We start from the raw sequence: 26,972 nt of genomic DNA, 5'->3' as shown, positions 1-26,972 counted from the left end.
GAATGAAAAAACAACCTGCTGGCAAAGAATGGAAAGCCAGCAATTTGGTCCTTTTCGGAAATATTCTTTTTATAACAACAATTATCAGAATATTTGAACATTTTTGACGTTAATACCAGCGAAAAACAAATCTTCGTATGGTTACGAAAAAACGCGTTTGAGCCAATTTGGAATATCCTGTACATTGAATGTAGCGAAAGTCCTTCCCCCAATCATTTTAAAAAAACAAACGGACCTTCTCAGTAAGACATTGCTTAACAGTGACTGTTTTTGATAATGACACGTATTGTCGCTTTTTCCTAACACTTATAAGGAGTATTGATATGAACTTAAAAACGATCAAATCAGCCGAAGAATATTTAAACTTTTTTGACGAAGAATTTATCCACTCGCCCTGTTCTTATACCCATCCGAAAATCTTTAATTTTTATCTCTCTTTGCGCCAACGATTTTTGGCGATCTATGAACAAGAAGAGGGTACTTTTTTCGAAAAAATGTCGTTGCTACTAGATATCGACGCACAGCTGCAAATACTAAAAGAACTTTATGTTTTAAAAATTTCTTCTTTAAATGAGTATGCGGAAGAAGAGATCATTCAGCTGACGGTCAAAGACAAAACCTGTTTCTATCGAGAATTGACCGGTCTTCAGCTAAACCAAAAGGCGCCTTGGAGTTTGATTTACTTAAGTGAAGCCCAATGAGTTCGCCCACATCGATCGATTGAATTGAAAACCGCTGGTTCCAAAGGCTTGCATCCGTACCTGATGCACTCCCCACTTCCCCTCCCCACACTCCTGCACAGCTGCGGAGAGTCAAGCCATTAAAAAAGAAAGCATCTTTCCTTTTCACTGTTTAAGCGGTGAAGGAAAAATGCTTTCTTTTCATGTAAAAGGCCCTTTCTAGCAGCTCTTTAGGTCAAAACATAATGGGAAACTAGAAGAGGTCTTTTAAGGCAAATTGGCGGGTGACGTTAGGATTGATCCGTTCAAGCAATCGATTCCAGTCAGAAGAAGAAGGAATCGTTTTGAAGACGATGCATTCAACGATATCTCGAAATTCGGTCGCATGCTCGGCATAGTTCGTCACTAGCAGATCGATGGTGTTTTGTTCCAAATACTGAGCATTGACTTCCCCTGAGTCAGGATAAAAGACTTGATGGGATCGGCTAAAATAGCGGTTAGACCAGCCTTCAATGTACTGAACGATATTGTTATTTCCTTCGAAGATAAAGGCGATATTTTTTCGGGGAAACCAATGACGTTCTCGAACAGACTCGATATAAATCACTAAGTTTGCACAAAAATCCGTCAGATACTCCTCAGAATAAAGGTTGTGGTACTCGCGACTATTTTCTAAAAACTCTCGGTAAGCAGCAAACTCCTTAGGAAAGGTTTTCTTAATAAACGCATTCACATCATAGATATTGCGATTGGCAGACGTGGATAAGCACTCCTTCAATTTAGCAGAGGTAAAAAAGGATTCAATCAGAATCTGATCCTCTTTGGGCTTTTTCGACGATACCTTCAACATCTGATAAAAATCGTTGGTCAACGTGCGGATCTCTGTCCAATGATTATACGAAAGACAAAACTTTTGTTCGACGATCACATTTTGCAGTTTTTTCTTTGTGATAATACTAACAAATAAGAAGATAAGTTCATCGTTCGTCAATCGACATTGAAAGTACTTTTCAATGACCCCATTGATTCGTTGAAAATGCATCAGCTGAATACTGTGTCGCAAGGCGTGGTACAATTCGGCGTTGATTTGCACAGTCTTACCTTGCATAAATCGCTCAAGCGAAATATAGAGCAGATACGTGTATTGTGAAAACGAAACGGTGTGGTAACTATTTTTGTCAAACATCCTGCCGATTTCCGTTACTGCCTGCTGGACCGCTGCTGGCGGAAATACAGTGTGGGGGGTGCTGTCCGTTTCATAAAAAAAGGTACAGAAGAAATTGCGGATATCTGCTTCTTCCCCAACGATATTCACAGGATCTAATGCTAGCTGGAGATCAAAACGTGCCAGTTGTTCATGAATGCGCTGCAAGTACTTCGATAAGGTACTCTTGGATAAAAACAAGCAGTCCGCCCACTCATCGATCGTCTTTAACTCTCCAATAAAAATATTTTCCAATAAAATAAAGAGCGGTTCATTCGCTAAAAGCGAGGCTTTTTTCTTTTCATACTGTGAATAATCAAATAGTTCAAACGAATAGCCTTGATTGGTGGAAGTGATCAGGATCAGCCCACAGAAATACTCGTTGATCTGACTGATGTCTTTGCCAATCGTCCTGGTGGTACTAGTTGTTACTTCAGCCAATTGACTGGCACTGCAAATTTCATTTTTTTCAAATTCACTTAGAATTTGCAGCCATCGGACGGTCGATTTGCTTGTGACAAAACTCAATTGAAAATTTTTCAAACATAAGCTCCTTACTAAAAAATTTCTTTTTTTGCGGCTAAATTACGCATGAAAGGCGCCTAAGCAGTCTCATTATATCGGTTTTCATCCTACATAAAAAATCGGTTTTTTCATAGCCTGATGAAAAAAAGCGTGGATTCCAGACTACTGTTGTATAACAATTATTTTATCGGCTATTGAAAATAGTGCAAGGATTTCGCTTTTGCTTTCCTCAGAGACCACCTAGGGCGGATGCGCGTCTTGCTTCATGCTTGAAAAAGCTGCTGCGTGAAAAAGTTGCTGCGTGAAAAATCGACTATGTTTTCTTTATTTGTCTAAATGTGCCTGATGTTCTTCTCCTCTGTCGTTTCACTTATCGCTTGTCGCTTTCGCTTCGTTTGTACCGAAAAAAAAGAAGCAGTTTGGTTCGAGCTACTGCTTCTTTTTGATTTCGGATAGTCCTCTTTATTTCAGTTCTTTTTTAGCTGCCTGTTGCTAAGCAAATAAAAACTAATGCCTAAAAGGAATACCCCTGCAATAGAGGCTATTTTTGCTTGCTCACTGCCGGTTTTCGGTAATGAGCCTTTGTTAATAGCCGAAACATCTGCAACGATTTTGGTTCTCCCATCGTCTCCAACGGCATCCGAATCTAGCTGTTCTTCATCCAGCTTGTCGTCAGTTTCTCCGATACGCCCTTGGACTTGCACAGAGCGAGTGGCTGCATTCCCGCTCGCAGTTTGTGCATAGCTTTGGCTGGGTGTCACAAACAAAACAAACAGGAGGACGATTAGTACGTATTTCCCTTGAACATGTCTCACACAGTTCCCTCCTCGCGTTTTCGTTTGTTTTACTCAACTACTGGGGCAAAGTTTAGAACCAATTTAAAGCTTGGATTGATCTCTTTTGCATCTTGTTGAGGTGTCGCTGTTCCAGAAAAAACAAACTCACCCACATTTGCGTTGGTTTGATTTGATCCTAATTCAAACAGGTCGGTTTCCACAACATCTACGACTCCTTCGGTAATCAAGTCAATGTCATTGACTGCTAATTGATTGATTGGTTCGATCGTTACTGGGTCAATGACATCCGCTACTGTAGCGATCACTCCTTTTGCAGAATTATTAGTGATCGTATACGTAGGCGAAACGATTTCTTGATGGCCTGATTCTTGCGTCGTATAGAACAAAGCAGTCGTCGGAATCGTTACATTGATCCATTCATTAAGGTCACCTGGGTTTGGTCCAGGGGTTGTGTTGTCAAAGCTGCCGATGATCCCGTTGATTTGGACATCCCCACTGGTTTCTGCATTGATGGATTGTGCCGTCGCTGCTGCGGTCACACCTCCAGCCAATAAAGTCAGTGCTGCAATACTTGCTGATACGATTGAGCTAATTTTTTTCATTCTGTTTTCTCCTTTTCCTGTCAATTAATTATGAATCTTTATCGTCATTGCTGCTTCTGTGACCCCTTGCTTTTCATGTGTCTCGGGGTCATAAATGTTCACCGTCGCCGTGGCTGCATATTCACCTTTTTCTAAGGGACGAGCAAGCTTAGCGGTCAAAATTTGCTGATTTGGATAGATGGCACCCGAAGAATAAATCATTTCCTCGGTTTCATTTAAATGAATGTCGACTGCAATCGGATAAACATTGGTTGCCGGATTGATGATCTCAATGGACCCTTCGCGATCGCCAGCTTCAAAAACCGCAGAAGGATTGATTGTCAGCGTAAAATAATTCGCATCTGCTACCTCTTGCGCTCTTTCAGCGACTTCACGATCGGAAGCATCGCCGATTTCTGGTAAAAGATCGGCACTGATCACAGGAACATTCACTTGTTGCTGATTCCAGTAATAAAAGCCGATACCACCCAAAAAGGAGAGCAGCAACAAAAGGAAAAACAGTTTTTTGTTCTTTTGGTTTTCCACTGTCATTACAACCACTCCTTCGTGTTATTTAGGAACGAATCTTAAGACAAAGCGATATTGCGGGCGCAGATTGTCCTCGTAGTAACCGCCCTCCTCGTATTCCGAATCAACGATCCATAGAGGGTAGTTGCCATAAAATGTGCCGCCTAGCGTCAATGCGGATTGGTTGCGGGCAGGCATAGAAACCAAGTCCGCTTCAGGCATCTGATCGTATAGGCGAACCGTCGCTTGTTCGGTCATGACATTCAATGCCAACAACGGTTGCGAAATGTCTTCTTCCGTTAAGATTGGGTCTTCTTCTTCCGATTCTGGATCTGGTTCAGCATAATCTAACGGATCTTCCCCCTCTTTTAGAAGGACGATCCCAGCAGAATCTTCAACGATTAGTCGATTGACTTTGACAGCTACCCCCACATACGAGTTGTTCCTGATTTCGTATTCAGGGCTCGTGAAGTCACGATTGCTTTCTTGACTGTCGTACATTGATTCGAAAAGCATGCGGGTCGGTATCCGTACGGATAATTGATCCAAGCTGCTTGTAACGTCGATCCCTACGGTAAACTCATAGGTTTTGCTGCCGACTTCTAATACGGCAAAATACGTGCCATCTTCTGTCACATCTGTAGTTAAATTGGTTTCAGCCAGACGAATTTCCTCGGTCAAATCTGCATTGCTTAATACATCTCGCGCCGATGCGTCACTTTCTTTGATGATCAATTTGTGCAATTCTTCTTCCGTGGCCAGTTGATTGATTGTCTGACGATCGAGGGTGATGTTGAATGCCTGGTATTCTATCCCTTGGATGACCGTTACCTCCACATCGATATCAATGTAAAAATCGTGATCCGGTTTGGTAAGAAAGACATTCAGCTTGCTACCCGTTTCTAATCGTTCATTTTCTGCTAATTTGATCGTAAAGTAGCGATAGATTCGGTTTTCGTCACGATAATCTCCCCATTGGATCATGCGCTCGCCACTCTCAGTGACCGTTTCATTGGTGATGATCACCGTTTCCCCCTCAGTATTCTCATACGTGATCCGTGATTGAGCCTCCTCATACATAAACCCCGTGATCTCCGTCGATTGGTCACTTAAAGGATCGATCCGAGCCATTAAGCCTTCTGGTTCAGAAAAGCGTAACCGACTGAAATTGTTGCGAGCGATCGCCGTTTCGATCGGTGTCTGATTGCCAGTGGAGGTCACTGACCCCGTGACTGATTCAGCGGTCATCAGAAAAGCCTGCGAAACAGCATTCATTGTTCCTGACCAGACGCCTGCTGGCAACCCATTGGCATTCGTGCCGTTATTTCTGTTGATGCGGAACACCCCAGACAAATTAATGAACTCTTCAGTTGGTGGCGAGGTAGCTGTCTGATTTGCTCCCTGCCATAGGGTGAGCTTCTGATGCGTCACATTGATCCGCAGACCATTTGCCAAGAAATTCGCTTGAGAACGAATCAGCCGTTGCAGGTTGCCGTTGCTCCCCCCAGAAACTGCACTTGGATGCGCTAATTCAAAGGATTTTACGTTTGATAGATTCAACTGGGCATTTGCCTGTCGGAAAAACAGCACCGCACTTGATAGCGATTTATTGATCGTCGTTTCAATCAGCACGGTGGCATCTTCGTCGACGTTAAAGGTACGACCAACATTTACTAACGGACGATTCGTAAATTCTGCCGTTGTTCGTTGGTTTTGATAGCCATCTCTGACAATAAACTCCGCGTTTTTCCCAACGTTGATCGTCCCAAAGGCATTGGTTAGATTGAAACCACCAGCACCACCATTCGCTGTATTCAATCCGCGTTCCGTCAATACGTTGAGTTTGGCACCCTCATCCAAAGTCAAGGTCGAGGTAGTCTGCACTTGGAAGATGCCCCCTGATTGGCTGATGTCAAATGTAGAATTTTTGCCAAGAAAGACCGTGGAATTCGCTGAATTCAATAAAATAAATCGTGAATCTGCGGTTGTTCTCGCTCTCGTCGCTTGAAACGCTGCCTCTTCTCCAAGGACAAAACGCTGTGCGACTCGAATAGAAGCGTAATTGGTCCCTACCGCCGGCGCGGTACTACCGCTGGTTGGCTGTGTGTAACGATACGTTCCTTGATCTTCTAAGACGAACGAACGAATCGTATAATTAGCGGTAAAGCCCCAACCCGTTTGGATCGTATTGATGGAACGCTTCCCAAGGGATACATCGGTCGTTGTTACCCCACGCAACGCCATCCCTAACTGGCTGACCGACAATTTACTACCCTCTAGTGTCGTAAAACGTGAACCTGATCCAGTCAAGCGAAAGGCTGGACCATTTACATTGCTGGTCCGTGTGACAGTCACTTCCGCTTCTTCGCGAATCAAAATTTCTGTCGTAAAGGTGAAATATTGCAGATTCAGCGCATTGGTACTTGGTTCAGTCACATTGATCTTTGCGCCCGGTCCGACGTCTAAACGGCGCATCATGGTGTTGCCAGTAAAGCCGCTCGTCGTATTGAGTGTTAGTTCTGATCGTGCCCCAATAAAGGCGTCAGAAGAGGTATTCCCCACAACCAAGGCACCTCTTTGTGTTAAATGGATCTGCGCCTCTTCTTCTGTCACGAAACGGGCATTTGCCGCAGCAAACTGCACCATTCCTTGAGTTCCGGTAGAACTGCGGGTTGAAGTCAGTTTGGCTCCTCGCTCCATCAAAAACGTGCTTTGTACATTGAATCTTGCCACCGCTTGCTGATTGGCCGTGTGTTCAGAAATCACCATTTCCGCTCCTTGTTTCATGGTGAAGTTTCTGACTGCAAACCCATTGGTGACCCCTCTGCTCAAGACCGCTTCGACCCGACTGTTTTCCTCAAACACCACTTCGCCTAGCTGTGCATGGATCAAGGCACCACGATGGTTTGCTTCCAGCGTACTGTGCTTGCCAAAGACGACCCTGCCGCCAGTAACGTTTAACCGGATCACCGCATTAAGGGCTGAGGTATTGATCGTTCTTCTACGAGGTACAACAATGCTGCTGTGCTCCCCAACCGTAAAGCGGCTTCTGGCAAAAAAGGTATTGTAGTACGAACTAGTCGCTGCATTGGTCGGTTCTTGAATGCTCAGTGACACATGATTGCCAATATCGATCGCATTGATATTGGTATTTCCATTGAAGCCAAAGCTATGGGTATTATCGATTACGGCATGATCGCCGATGGTAATCGTACTGGTGGCAACCCCCGTAAACATAGGTCCTTGCTGTTGAATCCTCGTTTTCGTGTAGCTGCCTAGTTCAGCAATCGAATTGGCACTTCGCAGATGAATAAACGCCCCGGTGGTTCCTCCAGATCGACTCCCCTCAATGATGACTCCTTGCTCTTCTGATGAGGCTGCTTCAGTTTTAAATAATCGACCGACATTGATTGCTGGAAACGCAGCCACCGTGCCGAATTCACTGAAGGTCAGTTTACTGTGGCTGGCTAAGTGCAGCTCGCCAATCGTTGCTGTGGTATTCCCCGAAAATCCTTGACCTAACCCACCATCGAAGTGCGCACCATTTTCTAGCCGAACGATGCTGTCTTGGGTGGTGTTCGTTACAGTGACAAACATTCCTGTTTGCCGGACATAGACGTGACTGGCTTGTTCCAGCGTCATCATAGGCCCGCTGCCTGTTAAGCGTATAACTGCACCGGTGTTGGCATTGTTGCTCTTTTCTAAGCGAAAATTGGCTTCCTCTGCAAAAGCAACTTGGTTCGCTTCGAAAAGCGGATTCGATCCGCTACCAGCAATCGTTGCGTGAAAATGATCATTGATCGTGATTCGATTGGCGGTAAAAAACACAGGGATCCCTGTCGTGCCCGTCGTTAAGCGATTATTTTCCGTAAAGGTGATCGTCGCTTGATTATTGCTACTGAATCGACCAGTCGCATTGCTGCTCACAAAATTCACGTTCGTAAACCACAGGTTCACCGATCCTTGCGTTTGCACAAGTCCACCGGCGCTCATGATATTTGAAAAGGTCAAATTCTCAAATGTCAGTCGTTGGGCATCAAGAAAGGTCATCGTATTTTCAATGTTGTTTTGCGGGGCTGCTTGGGAAAAGGTGATTCCTTCGCTGCCACCAGCAAACGTAATGACTTTTCTGGCGATCCCGCTGATTGGTTCAGTCAATTGCAGACTTTGGAAGAACGTCAATACAAGATGGGTATCATCACTGATTGAGCCGTAATTTTGACTACTGCCGTTTACTAACGTGTAAACTTCTCCTAATAAGACGGCTCGAAGATGCTCCTGGTTTTCAATAGTAAGATACAAAACAGCTTCATTTTCGGAAAAAAGCTCGGGTTCTTCCGAATCTTCTAGTTCTTCCCGTGAATCGGTAGTCTCTACCTTCTCTGGCTCATCATTTTCTAGTGCTGACGGCAGCTGAGAAAACTCATCCGCTTCATTTTCGGGTGCTTCTTGATTGCTTGCATCATTGATTTGGTTGCTTTCTTGTGTCTCTGGCTGCCATTCCTGCTCCGACTGATCGTCACTGGCGGTATCATCCGTTTCACTGCTAGGCAGCCAGCTTTCCGAATCCACCGTTTGTGCTACTTGCGGGTCGATCTGCTCACTTAAGACTTCTGTTTCGCCTTCATAGGCTTGGAGAGTTGACGTAGTCAGTAAGGGATGCAGTAGTGCAGTCAGGCAAAAACTAAAAATAATGCTCTTCTTTAATTTTTTCGAAGCAATAGCTCATCCTCCTCTCTCAATTCGTTGATAACAAGCCCAACTGCCAGCCATCTGAAAGAGCATGGCCTAGCAACTGTTCTTGTTATGTGAAAAATTATAAAGAATCCGCTTACGCCTTTTTTAAATATTTTTTTTATTTTTGTGAAAAAAATTTTAAAAAGTGGCGATTCTAACAATGACTAGAAAAAGACAAAAAAAAAGAAAGCATCCATGATACTCTCTTTTTTGACTATTCTTATTTTGTTAAAAAAGCGATTGGATCGACCAATTGCGCTTGGCTCAAGCTAGGCGATGCACTGACTTCAAAGTGCAGGTGTGCGCCTGTGCTATTGCCCGTACTACCCATGAGGGCAATCGTTTCTCCTTGTTCCACTTGTTGACCAACCTTCACAAGGTTCTGTTGATTGTGGGCATAGAGCGTCGTCATCCCGTCCTCATGGAGAATCGCTACATAATTCCCCCAAGAAGGATGAACCTCTGAACGGATGACCGTTCCAGATTGACTCGCCAGGATTGGGGTCCCAAACGCTGCGGCAAAGTCAACGCCCCGATGAAAGCTTCCCCAACGTGGGCCAAAAGTAGAAGTGACAACGGCTTTTTCAACAGGAAAAAGATACGTCTCACTTGCGGTCACATCAGGTTTTTTCTGATCATAACGGGTCAACGCATAGGCTTCGATCAAAGCTGTCAGCTTTTGATTATACGTCGTATCTGTGGCATACCGACCAGTCAAATAACGGGCAGCCTCTTGATAAGAAGCCGCTTCTGATTTCCATACGCCTTTATAAAAATCAGACTGCTGCCCGACCCCTTCTTTCAACAAGCGAGCATAGTCCATCAATGACTCTTTGTAGCCAGTATATTGGCGGAACGTTGCCGTGATCGTATAGTGATTTCCCGAACCATCATCTTCTTGTGTCCGAAAAGCGACACCCTGTCCTTGATAGGTTCCTTTGATACCAAAGAGATTAAAGTACGGCGCCTGACTCAGTCTGCTTTGCCCGCCGCCTGACTCTAAAATAGCCTGTGCAATCATGACAGAAGCGTACAAATCATTTTTCAAGCCGATTTCTCGGGCATCTTCACCAATTTCTTGGATAAAATCCCACACTTCTTTTACTGGTGTGACCGTCAAGGTCGTTTCGCTGCCTTGCTGCGGTGTCGGATCGGATTGACTTGGCGCGCTTGGTGCTTGGGTACTTGGTGGCATGATCGGTGACACAGCCGCAGGTGTTTCTTGACTTGCATCACTGTTTGCTTCTGGTGTCGGTTTCGTTTCTACAGGTTTTGACGGTTTGGGCTTCTCTGGCTGCGTCTCAGGTTTGGGTGCTTCAGGCTGTGTTGGTTTTTCTGGTTTCGGTGCTGGCGTTGGTTCTTCTGGCTGAGAAGGCTCTGGCTTACTCGGTAGCTCTGGCTCTGGCTCTGGTTCTGGTTCTGGCTCTGGGGTCGGTTGGGGAACTGGGGTTGGTTCTTCGGTTTGCTCTGTCCCCTCCGGCGCTGTCTCAGATCCTTCTGGTACACTTTCTACAGGTACCGATCCTTGCTCAGAATCGGGCACTTGTCCTTCCACTGCTGGAGCGGTTTCTTCGATCGTCCCAGCTGTGCTGCTGTCACTTGCTTGTGCAGCTGTTTCTGATGTTTGGGTAACGGTCGTACTTTCTGATGCAACAACCGCAGCTGAAACGGGCACACCAGCTAAAAGTTGTCCGCAAACCAAAAGAAGCGCTACCCCTTTTTGCGAATGCTTCATAGGCGAAATCCTTTCTCTTTCTTTTTCCTCTTAACAACCTCTATTGAAAAAACATCTTGCCATCCAATTAGTAAATAAATATCAATTCTCTTTTATTATACTACGCTTCGTTTTTTCGACTCAAGCAAATGACTCCCGCCCTAGCGAAAGAGAACGAGCTTTTGGAGAATGGGTCTACTGGTAAAAGATCACGTTTTGCATCCAACGCATTGTCGATCCTCGGTTTCAGCAGTTTTTTTCTGTTGCCTAAGATCCTCTGGCGTCATCAGAAAAAAACACTGTTGTTCAAATGGGCGGCTGCCCGTTGAACAACAGTGTTTCAATTGTCTCTTCTTGCTCCATTTACCTTCCATCGAGCGTTGGGAGCTTTTCTATTCGTGCTTCATTTTTCGCAAGTCGAGGATTTTTTCTGTGAGAATCGCCCAATCTACTGGCCTTGGCGGTGTTAACCAACAAACTTGATCGATGCCGCTGTTTTCTGCTAAAACAATATCCGAAAGTATCAAATCGGTTTGTGGCGTAGGGCTACGCTGGAATAAAATATTCAGATTGACGATACGGGAAATCGATTCTTTAATAAAGCGATTGTAGGCTTCCCCGAATGAAAAGTCGACGCAGACATACAATGGTTCAATAATTTCATTCATTGGAATCGTAGTTACTAATAAGAGCAAATAGCGATAAAATAAAAATTCCTTTGCTTCCCATAGTACCTGCTCCTTTTTATTCTTTTCCAAAAATGTTCGACACCATGCCACATATTCAGGATACGCTTCGAAGAAGTACGTCACCTCTGTCATCGTATATTTGTATTTCACGTACAAAGGAAAATGAACCAACTCATAGTGGATCTTCATTAGTTGTTCTTTTAGTCGAGCCTCGTATTGGCGACTGTTCTCTTTCAGTCGTTGCCTCAAAAAATCCATAAACAGCTGATTGAAGCGAAGAATCTCTGGGCAAGAGTCTTGCATGAACCCTTCCTCCTCAAGCCAACCTTCCACAAGCAAATAGCTTAGTAAGCCCAGACTCTCGGATCTGACGATTTCTGCATCCATGGTCTTTCCACTGCGCAGCCACCTTTGTATCGCTTTGAATTTCTGGTTTGCTGGTCGTTTTGCTAAAGCATCATGTGATCGCTTCGTCAAATACGACTGATTTCGAATACGGACAGTCACGATCCCTAAATAGATTTTCAACCGTAAATCCATATAGGAAGAATAGCTACAAGAAAAAGCTGACCCGAAAAAGAGCTGAGCAAAATGATTGATTTCTTTCGCATTCTGAGGGGTCCATAATGGGTCTAAGCGCTTCTTCATACTAAAAAAAAGCAAAGCAACTTCTCGGATGCGCCATTCATCCCCTACTAACTTAAACTCTTTATTGATGTCGATCGCAAATGCCTGCAGCGCTTTTTTCAGCTCCTTAAATTCATTGTAGACGGTTGTATGGCTTAAAAAGTGGTCCAAAGCAAAGCTGTTGATGGAATGCAGCTGTTCACAAAAAATGGCCGTAAACAGTGAAAATTTGATCGATTCCTCAGCGTAATAAGAAAAGAGGAGCTCAGAAGTAAATCGACCATTCGTGTGCAGTTCAATTGATTCCCCGTCCCAGCTGAGTGCTACTTCTTTTTGTAAGCCAAACTGAACGAAATCAGCAGCTAATTCTTCCACTATTTTGCCTACTAAAAATGGAGACATGCCGAAACGATCCATTAATTGCTCCCTTGATCTTGTCATGAAGGGCGCATGCTCCAGTTCTTTGTATACATTCAGCTTACGCTGATCTTTTTTATTCAAAAACGTTGGAAACACAAATGGATGCCTCCTCCCTTCGCTGACCATAAAGAGCGATTCCAGATAACATCATGCTGAGCTGGCCATGATACGTCGTCGGGTAGTTGCTTTGCATCACCTGATGGGACTCCTTTTGAAAAGCTGATGTTCTCGCTTCCTTCCCAAAGACCTCCTCTAGCATGATTGGCTGTAAGGCTTCGGCGGATGGTCTAGCTTTTTTTACGGAAAAGCCATGTTCATGTCCAGGAAGCATTCCAGCAATCAAAGCAGCAGCATCGGCAGATCGATCAGTAACATCAGGCATGTTTTTTACTATCTTGACTTGGGGTTCAAAAGAATGTCCTGTATGAGGAAAAGCCAGCGGAATCTTCACCATCCCCAATACAACATAGGTACTTGCTAAAAAAACAATGCGACGGTCCATTCCTTTTTCCTCCTTTATGTATGATTTTTGGCAATTGGTTTCTCAGGTCCTTGCTATAATTACTCTGAAGAATTGATATTCTTAGAAGTTTTCTGCTGGCAGTCAGAGTCTTCAAGGGACTATGACCAAAAACGCCGATCAGTTGAGGGTTTCATTCTCTGTGCAAATGATTATGCTATAATTATTTAAACTTATTTTGTTGGAGGCTGACATGAAAACATTTCAATTAAAATTCATGCGAAACCGCACGTTGATTCGCTGGCTGCAATTGTTAAATGAATTTGAGAAAAGTCCCACCCGTACATTGGGAGAACTTGCTGAAGTGACCGAAAGCAGTACCCGTACGTTGATTACTGACATCGCTAGCCTGCGAGAGCACTTTAACGGGACGATTGCGATCCATACAGCAAAAATCGGGTACCTTTTTGAAGTAATCGATCAGGATAGGTATCGAAAGCAAAAGCAAGAGTTGGTAAAAGATGAACCGATTTTCCAAATTTTAGAAAGTACTTTTTATAATGAGCAGCAGTCACTCTTTGATTGGAGCTTAACGCTTAATATTTCTGAACAAGCGCTGATCAGCTATTTCCGAAAAATACAGCCTTTTTTATCCCCTTTCGGTTTAAAAATCAAAACTGACCCCGTCTCTTTGGCAGGTTCGGAGATCGATATTCGGAAATTTTTCTGTCTTTTTTACTACGAGTCTGACATTAATGTTCACACGCTATTCCCTTCGATCCATGTCCAAGATGCGGTGATGGAAATCACTGATCTTTTGGAAACGAAGGCCTTACAGAGCTCTTCGTTTTCTTATTTTGCTTATATCCTTTATATTAGCGTGGAGCGCAGCAAACGTGGTTTACTTGCTGCCCCCTCCCCTCAACTCAAGGAGCTGATCAAAAAAAATGATCTGCTGTTTGATTATGAGGCGCTAAAAACAATCATTCGGCGTTATTTTCATTATGAATTCCCTCAAGAAGAAGCCGTCTACCTTTTGACGTGTATCATTTGTCGCCGCAAAATCAACACCGACCTAGCAGCCAGCGAAGCGTTTTGCCGCAATTACAACCAATGGCCAGAGATCAAACAGATCACTGCAGATTTTTACGCACAAAATCGCGGGCATAGTTTGGATGAACAAAAAGACTTGCTTTGGCTAGAATCTTTTTTCATCGTTGTCAAACTCCGTGAATTGTTATCGCCAACGATGAATATCAATATTGACGACCTCAATGACTTTGTCCAAGAAAAGTTTGCCGCAGAATTTGCGAAAAATCGCCAGTTTCTCCTTTCCCACCCGCTTGTAAAAAATCTCTATTCTCTCGATCATTTGGATGATTTTTGTACAAGCCTCACGTTCCATATGGAAGCAATTATTGAAGAAAATTGGGGTAAGCCGCGAATCATTGCTGTTATTTTTGAAGGCAATGAATATGTTTGCGAGCATGCCGAAAGCATTATCCGAAAATATCTAGGGTTTTATCATGAAATGTACTACCCTGATTCAAACGAACTTTCCCATGAGTACTTAAAGGAAAAAAATATCAACTTGCTGATCACTAACTACCCTGAATATGCGACGGAGTATTTGCTGGATGTCGAAAGCGTCTTATTAAAATCGATACCTGATGCTGCCGATTGGAATCATCTCTTGAATCGGATCAATCCAAGGATTTTGCGATTAGTTGTACTTGATAATACATGACGATACCAACCATTGAGTGCCGCTTCTTAAAAGCTTTTTTTCAGCTTTCAGTCGCCCCTTACGAATCATCCCTTGTAAGGCTGTTCTCCATTTAGAGAACGCAGCGTTACAAGGGACTTTTTCACTTATTGCCGCACGCTTTTTCCTTCTACGTGGCTGCGATCTGCGATTATTGCTCTTTTGATTGATCGGCACTCAAAAATGTCCGTTTCGTAAAAGCCAATGCGCCTACGAGGGTCACGAGCACGATGATTGGATGAGAGGATGCAGACAAGATCCCCAAAATCGCCGTCAACAGCGTGCCCGTATAACTCAAACCGACTGCCCATTGCTGGAGCCTTGAAAGCTCTCGCAGCTGCCCTTTGAAGGCCACCCCCAGCATCATTGCTCCGACAAAAGATAAAAGGCCAAAAACTACATGTAACAGTAACATTCTTTTTCCTCCATTCTTAAATGTTCACATCGATTGCTTCAGCGATTCGTCTGCCATAATCTGGGTCCGCACGGTAAAAATGCATGACCTGCCGTTCTTTGATCTGTTGATTTTGAACCTGTCCCAAACTCCCCGCGATCGTTTGAATCAAGCGTGTTCGTTCTTCTTCTGAGAGCAAACGATAAAAATCACCTGCTTGGCTATAATAGTCTTCGTCGTATTCAAAGGAACCGATCTCTCCTTCTAACGAATAGTGGATGCCCTTGGCATGCGGGTTTTCCTTGACGCCATCAAAACTGTTCGGTTCATAATTGATCCCTGAAGAATTCGTTTTGGTATTCATGAAGCCATCTTGTTGGTGATTGTGGACGGGCGCTTTCGGCGCATTGATCGGCAACTGGCTGCTATTGGGGCCAACTCGATAACGATGCGCATCACCATAAGCAAACAGCCGACCTTGCAATAGTTTGTCCGGTGAAAAATCAATCCCTGGAACGATATTGCCCGGTGAAAAAGTGACTTGCTCGACTTCGTTGAAATAGTTCTCTGGATTGCGATTCAAGGTCATGCGTCCCACTTCAATCAGCGGATAGTCTTTTTGTGAGACTGTTTTGGTCACATCAAAAAGATTGACAGCAGCTGACCAGCCTTCTTCAAAGGGAATGATTTGAACATAGAGTGTCCAAGAAGGATACTCTTTTGCCTCGATCGCTTTGTATAGATCTTCAATATGATAATCAGGATTGCTTCCCGCAAGTTCTGTTGCAAGCGCCGCACTCATGTTCATAATGCCTTGATCCGTCCGAAAATGATATTTCACCCAAAAGCGTTCCCCCTCTGCGTTGATCCAAGCAAATGTATGACTCCCATACCCATGCATATGGCGAAAGGTTGCCGGTAAGCCGCGATCCCCCATCAACAGGCTGACTTGATGGAGAGATTCTGGTGAATGGGACCAAAAATCCCACACCGCTTCTGGATTTTTCAAGTGCGTTCGCGGGTCTCTTTTTTGGGTATGGATAAAATCAGGAAATTTCAACGGATCACGAATAAAGAAAATCGGGGTATTATTGCCCACGAGGTCATAATTCCCCGCTTCCGTGTAAAATTTAACCGCAAACCCCCGAGGATCGCGCAATGTATCCGCAGACCCCAGTTCTCCGGCAACCGTTGAAAAGCGAATAAACAGGTCCGTTTCTTTACCGATGGCTGAAAGAAAAGCCGCTTTCGTGTACATCGTTACGTCGTTTGTTACTCGGAAGACACCATGAGCCCCCGCACCTTTCGCATGAACGACTCGTTCGGGAATCCGCTCACGATTAAAATGTGCCAGTTTTTCTAGCAAATGGACATCTTGGATCAACACTGGTCCACGGCGCCCCGCCGTCAAAGAATTCTGGTTATCCGCTACACTGGCTCCTTGCGCAGTCGTCAAATCGTTTTTCATATCCTTCCTCTTTTCTCTATAAAATCAGTCAAGTGCAATTACTCTCAACAAAATACTTCTAATTAGTACAAAAATTATCATTATTCTTCAAATATATCAATTAATTTGCTTATAAGTAAGAATTATTTCAGATTTTTGACTATTTTCCAGCTTTTCTATCGAAGCATCCAGGTTTTGCAGCAATCCGCATGAATAGAAGAAAGCACAAAAAAGCAGCGAAGCGTTGGCTTCACTGCTTTTTTGCGTTCCATTCGATTCAAGACCACTCTACTGGCGATCAATTATTTTTGCTGCCTGCTGCTTATTCGGCAGCTTCAATATCTTTGGCGATTTTTGCGACATCGATCTCCCGCTGCAAGTAGTCTTGGTTGTCGATAGGAAAATGCTGACGAAATTCGGCTAATTCCATCAATTCGACTTCACCAGCTGCCACTTCAAAGTCTAAGACATGGCCAGCAAATGTCCGATCATCACTAATAAAATGCAGGTGGAAACCAGCAGCCGCAGCGCCGTGGAACAACAGCGGGGTAAAGAATCCGACGATCGTTCCGCTGATATTTTCTGCCTGAAATTCGGGCTGATGCTGGATGATCTCAATGAATTTTGGATATGGTTTTTCTTGCTTTGGGGCAACGCGGACGTGCATCTTGGTAAATACCCCATGGATTTTGACAGCGGAAAACAAATTCGGGCTGACTTCGGTCAGGACGTGGTTTTTCACTTCTTCATCGGTCATTTCTTGGCTGACCTGCAGGTGCTTCGCCGCAGAAAAATCAACGACTGCCGCATAGGGGGTTCCTTCATTGCCTTGGAGCACTCGCACCTTGCCCGACTCGTCTACATGGTAGATTTCACCATCTAAAATAATCACTTCACCATTGGAACCAGCCAATGTACCGATCCCAAAATCGCCATATTCAAGCATTTTGCCGATTTGCTCCGTGCCATCCATTAAATCCTGCATCAACCCACCTAGGGTGCCATGCTGATATAAATAACTTTTGTTTTTCACTTTCATCTTGCTGCTCCTTTGGTCTTAATAAAATTGATCAGGTAGGATCGTTTTGCCCAGATCGGCATTATCTGAATAATCCACAGGGATATCAATGATCACTGGACCATCCGTTGCAAAGCCTTCTTCGATGGCTGCCATCAATTCTTGTTTAGTGGTTGCCCGTAAGCCTTTGGCACCAAACGCTTCGGCATATTTTACGAAATCAACGGGTCCAAAATCAACCCCAGAAGCACGATCATATTTCATTTCTTCTTGGAATTTCACCATATTGTAAGTACCGTCATTCCAAATCAAGTGAATGATGTTTTGTTTCAAACGGACAGCTGTTTCTAACTCTTGGGCAGAAAACAAGAAGCCGCCATCGCCAGATACAGAGATCACTTGAGTATTTGGTCGCACGAGCGCTGCAGCGATCGCCCATGGCAAAGCGACTCCTAAGGTCTGCATGCCATTACTAAAGAGCAGATGCCGTGGCTCATAACTACGGAAATGACGGGCCATCCAAATGTAATGGCTGCCGACATCCACCGTTACCGTCATATCGTCGGTCACTTCTTGTTGCAAAGCATCGATGATTTCCAAAGGATGCAAGGTATTGTTGCTGCCTTCGACATCCGCTGGTTTTTCATTGAGTTTGGTTTGCAGCGTCGTTAAATAGTTTTGGGCGTCTTCGCTCAAGTGATGCTGATCGATGGCTTTTGATAGTTGTTCAATAATTTTCGCGATACTGCCCATCAGTTCAACTTCTGGCTGCATAAATGGATCGATCTCCATCGGTACTTCATCGATAACGATCACGCGGGCATCTTTTTCCGCATTCCAGTTGCGGGCTTCGTATTCGATCGGGTCGTACCCTACAGCAATCACTAAGTCGCTGCGTTTCAACAGCATATCACCAGGCTGATTGCGGAATAAGCCGACGCGGCCAAAGAAATGCTCTTCTAATTCACGAGAAATGATCCCAGCACCTTGAAAGGTCTCTACGACAGGCAACCCAGTTTTTGCAACTAACTGACGAATCGCTTGTGTTTCTTTCACGCCTGAAGCCCGCATCCCTAAGAGTAAGACAGGCAGTTTGGCTTCTTTGATCCGATCGACGAGTGCCTGGATATCTTCTGCATCGGCACTGCCTAATTTAGGCGAAGATAGTGGTTTGATCGCTGCCCCTTGAACGGTTCCGTCTGTCACATCTTGAGGAATGGATAAAAAGCTCGCCCCTTTTTTCGCTGTTTTTGCGATGCGAAAGGCGTTGGCAATACTTTCAGAAAGGGTTTCAGGATCTTGGACTTCACTGCTGAATTTCGTGATCGGCGCAAACAACGCCGCGTTATTCATGCTTTGGTGGGTCAATTTTGAAAGGTCAGAACGCTTCACTTGGCCTGCTAGTGCCAAGACGGGATCACCTTCGGCAGTTGCCGTGACCAACCCAGTCGCTAAATTACTGGCTCCTGGTCCACTTGTTGCAATGACGACTCCTGGCTCTCCTGTCAGGCGACCGATTGCTTGTGCCATAAAGGCCGCGTTTTGTTCATGTCGTGCCAAGATCAACTCTGGTCCCCGATCACTCAACACGTCAAACACGCCATCGATTTTTGCACCGGGAATCCCAAAGATATAAGGCACCCGATGATTTTCTAAACTTTCAACAATGATTTCTGATCCTTTTGCACTCACTGTATTACCTCTTTTCAAAAACTGTATTAATCACAATACATATAATAGCACTTTTTATTTATTTATCAACGAAAAACACTTATTAAAATCTGTATTATAAAAGCGAGTTTTTTTAGAGAGCGTTTGCATCTGCTTCAGACTGCAGGGGTACGTCTTTCCATTTTTCCGACAAAAAAAGGAGTGGATCGCTCCACTCCATACATCCTTTTCTGTATCAGAACACCGCATAAAAAGAAGCTGCTTTCGTCGGTTTCTTATTCTGCGGGGACATTTTTTTCCGTCAGCCAACCGACAGCCAGTGTCATGGCCGCTCGTGCGGCTTGGGTCTGATCCATCGCATTGACCATCACAAAATCATGGATGATCCCTTGCATCCGTGCTTGGGTGACTTCCACGCCAGCTGCTCGTAAATGCTGCGCATAGGCTTCCCCTTCATCCCGCAAGACATCTGCTTCGCCTGTAATGATCAACGCTGGCGGCAGATCGGCTAACTCCTCTTTGGTCGCGCGTAGTGGAGAAGCGGTCATTTGATCCCGCTGTGTTTCATCCGTCGTGTATTGATCCCAGAACCATTGCATCCCTTCTTTGGTCAGAAAATAATTTTCACCGAATGCTTCATACGAAGGCGTATCAAAGCGGGCATCTGTCACAGGATAGAACAATAATTGCTGTGCGATCGGAATGCCGCCACGGGCTTTCGTCAACAAGGTCATAACCGTCGCCATGTTCCCACCTACGGAATCGCCAGCCACGGTCAAACGGCTAAGGTCTAAGCCTTTGACATCGACAAATCCCGGTAATTGCTGCAAGACCGCATAATTTTGTTCGATCGCCGTTGGGTATTTTGCTTCTGGTGAACGACTATATTCAGGAAAAATGATGATCGAGTTGGTTCGTACCGCCAATTCACGGATCAATTTATCATGAGTCGCGGCACTGCCGAAGACCCAGCCCGCGCCATGGAGATAATAAATGACAGGGAGAATCGCATGATTTCCTTCAGGACGAACAAAACGAACATTGATGGTCCCCCATTCGCCTGTATCTACGGTCTGATCTTCTATCTCAACCGCCAATTTATTGACGGGTGACTCTTGGACTTGTTCCAATAGTGCGCGCCCTTCTTCTGGCGGTAATTCATAGATCCGTGGGTGCGGTGCATTTGCCTCACTAAATTCAACGGCTGCTTTTTCCAACGAAATTCTATCTGTCATACGATTCTCTCCTTTTGTTTGAAATCGTTCGTGTTGACCTTAAGGGTACCACCAAGTCATTCTGATGCAAAGAATCTTGCTTCCTTCTGCTTCCAGGCATTTCGCTCGACAAAAAAGGTGGTTTTTGCACTCTTAACTGCCTTGCCTTCATCACCGATAACTGTAAGACACTCGCTGTGTAAACTTCCCAAAAAACTGAAAGGCGTAGGTAAGTACGTATGAAATTCACATTAGATGAAACACAAAATAACCGTCTGCTCGCTGCTATTTTTCAAGAACTCGCTGTCATAGTCTTTGATCCGCAAAAAGAAGTTGTTTTCGCCAATGCCAACATGACGGATATCCTAGGTTATAGCCAAGAAGAAATCATTGGCTTGCCGCATCGGACCTTTTGTTTTGACCATTATGCTGCCAGTACGGATTACCAAACTTTCTGGAATCAACTGCTTTACTCAAAGCAACGGTTTCAAGACAAAATCATTCGGAAAAACAAACAAGGAGAAAAACTGATTTTAGAAGGGATTTACTTCCCCGTCCTCGATGAGCAGCAAGAAGTCGTTAACGTCGTCAAAATCGCTTTTGACATTACCCAAAGAGAACAAGCCTTAGCGGTCACTATCAAAAAAGTGCAAGAAAGTGCTGCTTCCCTGACACGACTTTCTGCCAACGGACACCAGCAAGTCGATCATTTGTCAGAGAACTTGGCGCAAGTCAAACAGCTGTCTGATCAAAATCAAGCAACGACCCATGCCTTAGAAATGGATAGCCAACAGGTGACAGCGGTGCTGCATGACATCGACCGCATTGCGCAACAAACCAAACTGCTGTCCTTCAATGCTTCCATCGAAACGGCACGGATCGGCGAACAGGCAGCTGGCTTTCGGGTGGTTGCGGATGAAATGCAAAAATTAGCTGAACAGACCAAGCAGTTGACCCAAACCATTGCCGCAACCATGCAAGCCATCAACCAACAAGCCTTAGTCGTGTTAGATAGTGCCGATTCGACGACCATGAAAATCAGTGATTCGCAAAAAAGCCTCGCTGCCGTTTTGCATTCTTACGACACGCTGCGAACGACGGCCAGTCTTTTAAACGATGAAGCCGAGTATTTATCAGAAACCAACGACGCTGAGTTGGAAACCTAGAAACCAAATGAATAAAAAAAGAGCGCCGCTGTTTGCGACGCTCTCTTTGTTTTTTTGACCAATAAATTGATCCATTATTTGATTTTATTGATACTCAGCACTAGCCAGCCTCCCACTCTTGCAACAACTGCTGTAATTCTTGCAAAAATGATTGGGTCGTAAAGCCCAATGCTTGAAGAGGAACACGATATTCCTGTTGAACCACCAAAAAACTGCCAAAGATTTTATGTTGGACCTCAAAGGCGAGGTTTTTCCAAATACTCCACGAAAAACTGGCTATTCGTTTTTCTTTCTTTTCGTACGTGCACAAATACACTCGCTCGATACCAAAAAGTAGCCCCGCACTCGCTTTCTTGCCAGTCATCTGTGCCGTTAGCAGTGCCAGAGGCGTCTCCGTTTCAGGCACTTGAAAACTGGTAAGGACTTGTCTTTGCCATTGCCGTGGCAGCACTTGTCTTTCTCCAGAAAAATAGAACAAAAAATCTTGCTCTTGCAAAAAAGCATTCAAACGAGTTTGCCGCTCCTTGACTGGATCGCGTGGCGCCTGCTGAATCAAAGACGTCTGATTCATTGCCGATTGCTTTGACTGCTTGTGATCACTTGAACCCCCTGTCGCTGAGGAGTTTCCCAGGGGAAGAGGATCCATCGTTTGGTTGGCAGCAGCTGATTGACTGATTTTCTTCAGCAACACAGCAAGGTGCGTCAACGAAAGCTGTTTTGCTGCCATAGGATTGGCATGCTGCCTTTTGGTATGATCGAAAGATTGTTTGATCACCATTTTCCCACGACAATACAGACACATCGCCGTGCCAGCGTCCCAATTGACTTCTAGTTCTCCTAAGCAGTGGGGGCATTGAATCGGAATAATATCCATTGAATCATCCTTTCGTTTCGATACAGGTATCGGAGCTATCCGTGGTAAAGATACGGATCGTATTCCAGCTGACAAACGCCAGCAGCACTAGAAACGATAAGCCATAAAAACCGAAATACCAAGTCAGGATTGCTAAAAAAAGGATCAAGGCAAATTCATACGCCATGTTTTCCAGACCGCTGTAAAATACTGTCTTTCGGACGAGTTTCTTCCTACGGGCTTCAAAAGCTTTCTTCACTGCAGCCGTTGATGCATCCGACTGACTCAATGCCTGAGAAAGTTCTGCTTTGAATTTGCCGTACTCTGAGAAAAACTTGACCTCTGGTACGAGCAAGAAATACCAAGTCGCAAGACAAGCAATCAGCAGGATGACCGCTGAAGCGAGCAGACTAAAGGCAACAGCAGGCATTAAAAAGCCACCAAAAAGAAAATTAAAAAGGGTCCCTGAAATTATTCCGAATGAAAAAAAGGTATAGCAGAACTGCCATAGGACACTGCTGGTTTTGGAAAAACTTTTTTTCACTTGCACGAGCTGTTCACATTCAGGAAGCTGGGTTGGAAAAAGACGTTCAGCATCGGTGCCATCAGCCACGAAAGAATAGGTTTGGTTTCCGTACTTGAATTCGCCAATGTAATAAGGAAAATACAGTTTTTCCGTATCACATTGTTTCGGAAAAAGAGTCAGTTGAACCTCATTGGCAACCTCTGCTCCCACCAAATGGTCTTTCGCTTTTGCTTCAAAGACTTCCAATAGATGGGTATCAGCAAGTGCTGCTTCTCTGGAAATATCAAAGGGCAGCACCTGAACGTCTTGGCTAAGTGCCGAAAACTGCTGCATATCCGTGCAATAGGCGGCACCTTTTTGAAGATGCAGTGGCAGCTTGCCATTGATACTGTAATCCGCTTCTTTTTGGGTATCCGTAGGAAAATATTCATTGAAAACCGTTGTGTTTCCGCTGTTATGTAAAGAAATGTCGGCAGTAATGCGCCCACTCTCCCTCTGCTGTTCCTCGTGGACATAGCTCCCTCTCACTTGCGCATCATAAGCAATTTGAAAATAATACATCGGGATGAATACACGTTTTAGATGAACCATCTCTAGTTCAAAAAAGATACTTTCCGAGATGGTCTCTTGCCAGGCTAGTTTATTTTTCAACGCAGCTTCACATGCCTTTTCATCATAGGCAAACGGATAAAATCCTTCTTTGACGGTCCCTTGAATGCGTGGCAACTCTTTCAGTGAGACGACTTGCTTTGTTTGTTCCTGTTTTTTTTGTTCCGGTTTGATCAACAGCTCATTCAAGCAATACTGACAGACTGCTTTTCCTGAGTCCCAATCAACTTCTAGACGCCCTAAGCAACTGGGGCATTGGATTTGTGTGATTTTCATTTTTTCTCCTTTTTTATGAATCATTTTTTTCAACAAGATGGCTTATCAAAAAAACCGACGAATGTTCCAAATAAGGGTAGCGACCACGACCACATAAGCGAGCGTATCGAGCCATTCAGAAAGTTTCCTGATTCTTGCAAGGTGCTTCCCACGCTTCTCGTAGTTTGCTAACAAAGCTGCCCCGGCCGTTTTCTTACCTAATAATTCTCTTTTAAGCTCATCTCTAAATTTTTGGACTGTTTTGAGATACTGTTCTTTTAGAAAGTGCAACACTATCCCCGATACTACCCAATAGACGGCAGTTGGCAGGGAACTCATGACAATCCCCCCTATGACAGCTCTGAACACTCTTCCTAGAGGGAGCCATTCAGAAATGAATAGTGCAAGGAACAGCAGGAGCACACCTAACGTAAAAAAGAGTACGGAGGACCAGCCAAAAACCTTGCGAGCTTTTGAAAAATTCGCAACCGTTTGTAAGGTTTCTTGGCATTGTGGGATAATCGGCAGCTTCATTCGGTCAGGATCTTTGCCATCGATCGCAAATTCAAAGGATTGCTCTTGGTACTTGAAGGTGCCCATATACAGGGGAAAGTAGAGCTTTTCTGTAGCACAGCTGATCAGGGAAAGATCTAGGTGCAGCTCTTTTAGATGATCGGCAGATTCTTTCTTCTGGATCACGGCATTCGCATGGGCTCTCAGTTCCGCTTGTTTTTCAGAACCAAAGAGCGCCTGCTCTTGCTCAATATCAAAGGGAAAAACATGAATAGCATGTGCTGAGATTAGCTGTTGAAATTCCTTTTGATCGGTACTAAAGTGCGGTTTTCTTTTCATTTCATTATTGACCTCGAAGCTCTGAGGAATTTCTTGCTCGATCACCTCCGAACTGCCGCATTGATAGAGTATGACCGTCTCATCTGGATGGTCGCCTCGCTTCTTTTCCCACGTGGTCGTATGCGAGCCGTCCCAAGCAATGGAATGGGTATCGTAGCCAAAGGCCCCCTCCCAGTGCATCGTATAGGTCACCTGAAATTCATAAATCGGAATAAAATATCGTTTTACCTCGCTGACTTCAAGATGAACGACAATGTCCTCAGGAACTGATCCCTGTTGGATCAGCCATTTTTTCAAGGCATTTGCTACCTCGTCTTCATTAAAGGTAAACGAATAAAACCCTTCTTTGACTTCTTGAAAAACTACGGGAGCCTGTTCATTGGAAGCTTCTTGGGTTTGTTTTGGCGGCGAATGTAGGACTGACTTCGTTAAGCAATACTGGCAGACTGCTTTTCCTGTCTCCCAGTCAACGGTTAACTGACCCAAGCAGCTGGGACATTGGATTTGTGTGATTTTCATTGCTTCTCCTTTTGCACATACTGATTTTCTTATCAATGAAGTGGCTTGGTTGCAAGTGAGGGGGAATATCTTTTTTAAGGTGTTAGTTGGGGGAAGCAGCGAAGGAAAGCTGCTTGTTTGCAGGTAGTTGCTCGCTCTCATCCGTTTGTTCGAAACATTTTTTCCAGTGATGAAGCAAACAAGTGTATTTGTACCAAGAGCTGTTTAGCCAAAAAACAACTACAAACGGAAAACAACTCTTTCTATATCATTTTATAATAAAAAATACCTTAAATCTATTTATTATTGATAAAAATATCTGATGATTTGCTAGTTGCGCAAAATGTTTTCCGTAATAGCCACTAAATTTTGCAACGAAAAAAAGACAAACCTCATTTTTGTCTAAGGTTTGTCTACTGTCTGAAGCGGTTGTCTCGTCGGAGGCAGCCGTTTTTTTGTCACTTGCTAGTTTTCCTCATACGAAAACTCGTACTCGTTTTGTTCGTCATCGATCAGACGCTTGTCATTGTCGTCCGCCATTTTGAATACTTTCTCAAAATCATCGCCAATCATGCGCACTTCCTTTTTCTCTTGATCAATGATCACTTGGGCATTGGTCACTTCAAAGGTGTGCATAGTGCCGATGTCTGCCGCAGTCAGTGCTTTGCTTTTGGGAAACTCTGCTTGCAGTGTTTCGTTGATTTGCACTAATTGCGTCTCTTGTTCTTTTACCAAGTCCGCAGGTTCCTGATTCGGATCGACCAAAAAACTCAACGTTTTATTAACGGTGAGCTTTCCATCTTCCAAAACGTACAAGGCATTTTGTTGATGACTGTTGCTATTGGTCAATACTTGATTCGCAGCTGCAGAGTCAACCCCTGAGCCGCTGCAGCTTGTCAAGAAAAATAGTGTCGCTAAACAAACGACAGCAACTAGTCCTCTACCTAACATGCTTTTCGTTTTCATTTTTTCCTCCTCGTTACCCCTAATTTTGCTTCTTTGCTGGTTTTTCCGCAATCCGCGGATTTGGTTTCCTACAGATTAAAGTGCTTTTAGTATAGCATAAATTATTTGCTTTTATAGCTATTTTTTATATTAAGATTAATTTTACGCACAAAAAAAACCAACCTTGTTGAAACAAGATCGGCTTTCTTTAGGATTGATTCGTTGAGACCTTTGAACGCTCTCGCTGGGGTATGATCGTTGCCTACTGTCCAGTCAAGCCGACAACAAGTCCTAAAACGATCACTCCTAGAAACCCATTCACAAGGTGCAACCCGACTAATTTGCGGGACTGTCCCGAGTAAACAGCCATCACGAAGGTGGCGACCCCATAAACCCCTAACCACAATAAGCAAGCGACTTGCAAGGAGGTCATCAGCCAACCATCATGATCGAATTTTGCAAACCAATAGACGACTTGATAGGTCGCTGCTGATAAGAGGATCCCACCAACGATCGTGCCGCCAAAGGTAAAGAGCATGTCACCGGTCGTCATCTGCTGATCAGCCATCTTCTCTGCCATTCCTGATTCTTTCGCCCAAAACTTGCCCCACTTATGCATCGGGTTGTAAAGCAGACTTTCCACCACGACCCAGCTGAGGGTGCCGAAAATCAATGTCCAAAAATTAACCATTTTCGTTTTCTCCTACACTTTATTTTATCGTCACATTCCTGAGAAACGAAGAAACAACCGAACGCGGGGTTCCTTCCCCATCAGTTTATGTCTTAAGGGACGTTTC

The 26,972-nt window shown here is 44.4% G+C and carries 21 protein-coding genes; 3 read left to right on the top strand and 18 right to left on the bottom strand.

Features of this window, described 5'->3' with window-relative positions; all coding sequences use genetic code 11:
- Window positions 1-323: 323 nt before the first annotated feature.
- Entirely contained in the window at window positions 324-701 is a 378-nt protein-coding gene (locus IGI72_RS00960) for a DUF7006 family protein (protein WP_016609099.1), read from the top strand.
- Between the two features lie 232 nt (window positions 702-933).
- Here the strand turns inward: IGI72_RS00960 and IGI72_RS00955 are convergent, their stop codons facing one another.
- From IGI72_RS00955 to IGI72_RS00920, 8 genes are all read right to left on the bottom strand, one after another.
- Window positions 934-2,427, bottom strand: coding sequence for a helix-turn-helix domain-containing protein (locus tag IGI72_RS00955; protein WP_074934281.1), 1,494 nt, complete (start codon window positions 2,425-2,427; stop codon window positions 934-936).
- Between the two features lie 449 nt (window positions 2,428-2,876).
- A complete protein-coding gene (locus IGI72_RS00950; protein WP_428206960.1) occupies window positions 2,877-3,224 on the bottom strand; it encodes an LPXTG cell wall anchor domain-containing protein in 348 nt (115 codons plus the stop codon).
- A 29-nt stretch (window positions 3,225-3,253) separates the two neighbouring features.
- On the bottom strand, window positions 3,254-3,808 hold the full coding sequence (locus tag IGI72_RS00945; protein ID WP_438752715.1) for a hypothetical protein: 555 nt from the start codon (window positions 3,806-3,808) through the stop codon (window positions 3,254-3,256).
- Between the two features lie 24 nt (window positions 3,809-3,832).
- The gene (locus IGI72_RS00940; protein WP_428206961.1) at window positions 3,833-4,339 is read right to left on the bottom strand and encodes a hypothetical protein; all 507 of its coding nucleotides are present in this window, start codon (window positions 4,337-4,339) and stop codon (window positions 3,833-3,835) included.
- 18 nt (window positions 4,340-4,357) lie between these two features.
- The gene (locus IGI72_RS00935; RefSeq protein WP_438752713.1) at window positions 4,358-8,887 is read right to left on the bottom strand and encodes a hypothetical protein; all 4,530 of its coding nucleotides are present in this window, start codon (window positions 8,885-8,887) and stop codon (window positions 4,358-4,360) included.
- A 385-nt stretch (window positions 8,888-9,272) separates the two neighbouring features.
- Window positions 9,273-10,787, bottom strand: a complete 1,515-nt coding sequence (locus IGI72_RS00930; RefSeq protein ID WP_438752711.1) for a peptidoglycan DD-metalloendopeptidase family protein — start codon at window positions 10,785-10,787, stop codon at window positions 9,273-9,275.
- A gap of 371 nt (window positions 10,788-11,158) precedes the next feature.
- Entirely contained in the window at window positions 11,159-12,523 is a 1,365-nt protein-coding gene (locus IGI72_RS00925) for a helix-turn-helix domain-containing protein (RefSeq protein ID WP_438752709.1), read from the bottom strand.
- A gap of 52 nt (window positions 12,524-12,575) precedes the next feature.
- Window positions 12,576-13,004 (bottom strand): hypothetical protein, encoded by a 429-nt coding sequence (locus IGI72_RS00920; protein WP_428206969.1) that lies wholly within the window; start codon window positions 13,002-13,004, stop codon window positions 12,576-12,578.
- A 211-nt stretch (window positions 13,005-13,215) separates the two neighbouring features.
- On the opposite strand from IGI72_RS00920, the gene IGI72_RS00915 reads away from it, so the two are divergent.
- The gene (locus tag IGI72_RS00915; protein WP_325844816.1) at window positions 13,216-14,709 is read left to right on the top strand and encodes a helix-turn-helix domain-containing protein; all 1,494 of its coding nucleotides are present in this window, start codon (window positions 13,216-13,218) and stop codon (window positions 14,707-14,709) included.
- A 169-nt stretch (window positions 14,710-14,878) separates the two neighbouring features.
- Here the strand turns inward: IGI72_RS00915 and IGI72_RS00910 are convergent, their stop codons facing one another.
- The 5 genes from IGI72_RS00910 to IGI72_RS00890 all read right to left on the bottom strand — a co-directional run bounded on the left by IGI72_RS00910 (window position 14,879) and on the right by IGI72_RS00890 (window position 20,492).
- Window positions 14,879-15,142, bottom strand: coding sequence for a hypothetical protein (locus tag IGI72_RS00910; RefSeq protein WP_194193598.1), 264 nt, complete (start codon window positions 15,140-15,142; stop codon window positions 14,879-14,881).
- Window positions 15,143-15,158: 16 nt separating this feature from the next.
- Complete coding sequence (locus tag IGI72_RS00905; RefSeq protein WP_325844818.1) at window positions 15,159-16,589, bottom strand: catalase; 1,431 nt, start codon at window positions 16,587-16,589, stop codon at window positions 15,159-15,161.
- Window positions 16,590-16,890: 301 nt separating this feature from the next.
- Complete coding sequence (gene budA, locus IGI72_RS00900; RefSeq protein WP_438752705.1) at window positions 16,891-17,607, bottom strand: acetolactate decarboxylase; 717 nt, start codon at window positions 17,605-17,607, stop codon at window positions 16,891-16,893.
- 18 nt (window positions 17,608-17,625) lie between these two features.
- Window positions 17,626-19,278 (bottom strand): acetolactate synthase AlsS, encoded by a 1,653-nt coding sequence (gene alsS, locus IGI72_RS00895; RefSeq protein WP_438752703.1) that lies wholly within the window; start codon window positions 19,276-19,278, stop codon window positions 17,626-17,628.
- Window positions 19,279-19,532: 254 nt separating this feature from the next.
- Entirely contained in the window at window positions 19,533-20,492 is a 960-nt protein-coding gene (locus tag IGI72_RS00890; RefSeq protein WP_438752701.1) for an alpha/beta hydrolase, read from the bottom strand.
- 218 nt (window positions 20,493-20,710) lie between these two features.
- Between IGI72_RS00890 and IGI72_RS00885 the strand changes: the two genes are divergently transcribed.
- Window positions 20,711-21,637, top strand: coding sequence for a methyl-accepting chemotaxis protein (locus IGI72_RS00885; protein WP_081116133.1), 927 nt, complete (start codon window positions 20,711-20,713; stop codon window positions 21,635-21,637).
- Between the two features lie 100 nt (window positions 21,638-21,737).
- Here the strand turns inward: IGI72_RS00885 and IGI72_RS00880 are convergent, their stop codons facing one another.
- The 5 genes from IGI72_RS00880 to IGI72_RS00860 form a co-directional block, all read right to left on the bottom strand.
- A complete protein-coding gene (locus IGI72_RS00880) occupies window positions 21,738-22,511 on the bottom strand; it encodes a hypothetical protein (RefSeq protein ID WP_438752699.1) in 774 nt (257 codons plus the stop codon).
- 4 nt (window positions 22,512-22,515) lie between these two features.
- Window positions 22,516-23,901: a hypothetical protein gene (locus IGI72_RS00875; protein ID WP_438752697.1), complete on the bottom strand. Its 1,386-nt coding sequence runs from the start codon at window positions 23,899-23,901 to the stop codon at window positions 22,516-22,518.
- A 45-nt stretch (window positions 23,902-23,946) separates the two neighbouring features.
- Window positions 23,947-25,251: a hypothetical protein gene (locus tag IGI72_RS00870; RefSeq protein ID WP_438752695.1), complete on the bottom strand. Its 1,305-nt coding sequence runs from the start codon at window positions 25,249-25,251 to the stop codon at window positions 23,947-23,949.
- Between the two features lie 444 nt (window positions 25,252-25,695).
- A complete protein-coding gene (locus IGI72_RS00865; RefSeq protein WP_438752693.1) occupies window positions 25,696-26,196 on the bottom strand; it encodes a hypothetical protein in 501 nt (166 codons plus the stop codon).
- 241 nt (window positions 26,197-26,437) lie between these two features.
- On the bottom strand, window positions 26,438-26,866 hold the full coding sequence (locus IGI72_RS00860) for a DUF1761 domain-containing protein (protein ID WP_438752691.1): 429 nt from the start codon (window positions 26,864-26,866) through the stop codon (window positions 26,438-26,440).
- Window positions 26,867-26,972: the final 106 nt, after the last annotated feature.

The sequence above is a fragment of the Enterococcus sp. DIV1059_2 genome (genome assembly GCF_051713685.1).
GTDB lineage: Bacteria > Bacillota > Bacilli > Lactobacillales > Enterococcaceae > Enterococcus_D > Enterococcus_D casseliflavus.
Note: the sequence above shows the minus strand (reverse complement) of the source record. Positions and strands in the feature narration are given on the sequence as shown.

Bases quoted from the DNA above. Each gene is read 5' to 3' on its own strand.
- IGI72_RS00960 (WP_016609099.1), top strand. From the start codon at position 324: ATGAACTTAAAAACGATCAAATCAGCCGAAGAATATTTAAACTTTTTT.
- IGI72_RS00945 (WP_438752715.1), bottom strand. From the start codon at position 3,808: ATGAAAAAAATTAGCTCAATCGTATCAGCAAGTATTGCAGCACTGACT.
- IGI72_RS00940 (WP_428206961.1), bottom strand. From the start codon at position 4,339: ATGACAGTGGAAAACCAAAAGAACAAAAAACTGTTTTTCCTTTTGTTG.
- IGI72_RS00930 (WP_438752711.1), bottom strand. From the start codon at position 10,787: ATGAAGCATTCGCAAAAAGGGGTAGCGCTTCTTTTGGTTTGCGGACAA.
- IGI72_RS00925 (WP_438752709.1), bottom strand. From the start codon at position 12,523: ATGACAAGATCAAGGGAGCAATTAATGGATCGTTTCGGCATGTCTCCA.
- IGI72_RS00920 (WP_428206969.1), bottom strand. From the start codon at position 13,004: ATGGACCGTCGCATTGTTTTTTTAGCAAGTACCTATGTTGTATTGGGG.
- IGI72_RS00915 (WP_325844816.1), top strand. From the start codon at position 13,216: ATGAAAACATTTCAATTAAAATTCATGCGAAACCGCACGTTGATTCGC.
- IGI72_RS00910 (WP_194193598.1), bottom strand. From the start codon at position 15,142: ATGTTACTGTTACATGTAGTTTTTGGCCTTTTATCTTTTGTCGGAGCA.
- IGI72_RS00905 (WP_325844818.1), bottom strand. From the start codon at position 16,589: ATGAAAAACGATTTGACGACTGCGCAAGGAGCCAGTGTAGCGGATAAC.
- budA (WP_438752705.1), bottom strand. From the start codon at position 17,607: ATGAAAGTGAAAAACAAAAGTTATTTATATCAGCATGGCACCCTAGGT.
- IGI72_RS00890 (WP_438752701.1), bottom strand. From the start codon at position 20,492: ATGACAGATAGAATTTCGTTGGAAAAAGCAGCCGTTGAATTTAGTGAG.
- IGI72_RS00885 (WP_081116133.1), top strand. From the start codon at position 20,711: ATGAAATTCACATTAGATGAAACACAAAATAACCGTCTGCTCGCTGCT.
- IGI72_RS00880 (WP_438752699.1), bottom strand. From the start codon at position 22,511: ATGGATATTATTCCGATTCAATGCCCCCACTGCTTAGGAGAACTAGAA.
- IGI72_RS00875 (WP_438752697.1), bottom strand. From the start codon at position 23,901: ATGAAAATCACACAAATCCAATGCCCCAGTTGCTTAGGGCGTCTAGAA.
- IGI72_RS00870 (WP_438752695.1), bottom strand. From the start codon at position 25,251: ATGAAAATCACACAAATCCAATGTCCCAGCTGCTTGGGTCAGTTAACC.
- IGI72_RS00865 (WP_438752693.1), bottom strand. From the start codon at position 26,196: ATGAAAACGAAAAGCATGTTAGGTAGAGGACTAGTTGCTGTCGTTTGT.
- IGI72_RS00860 (WP_438752691.1), bottom strand. From the start codon at position 26,866: ATGGTTAATTTTTGGACATTGATTTTCGGCACCCTCAGCTGGGTCGTG.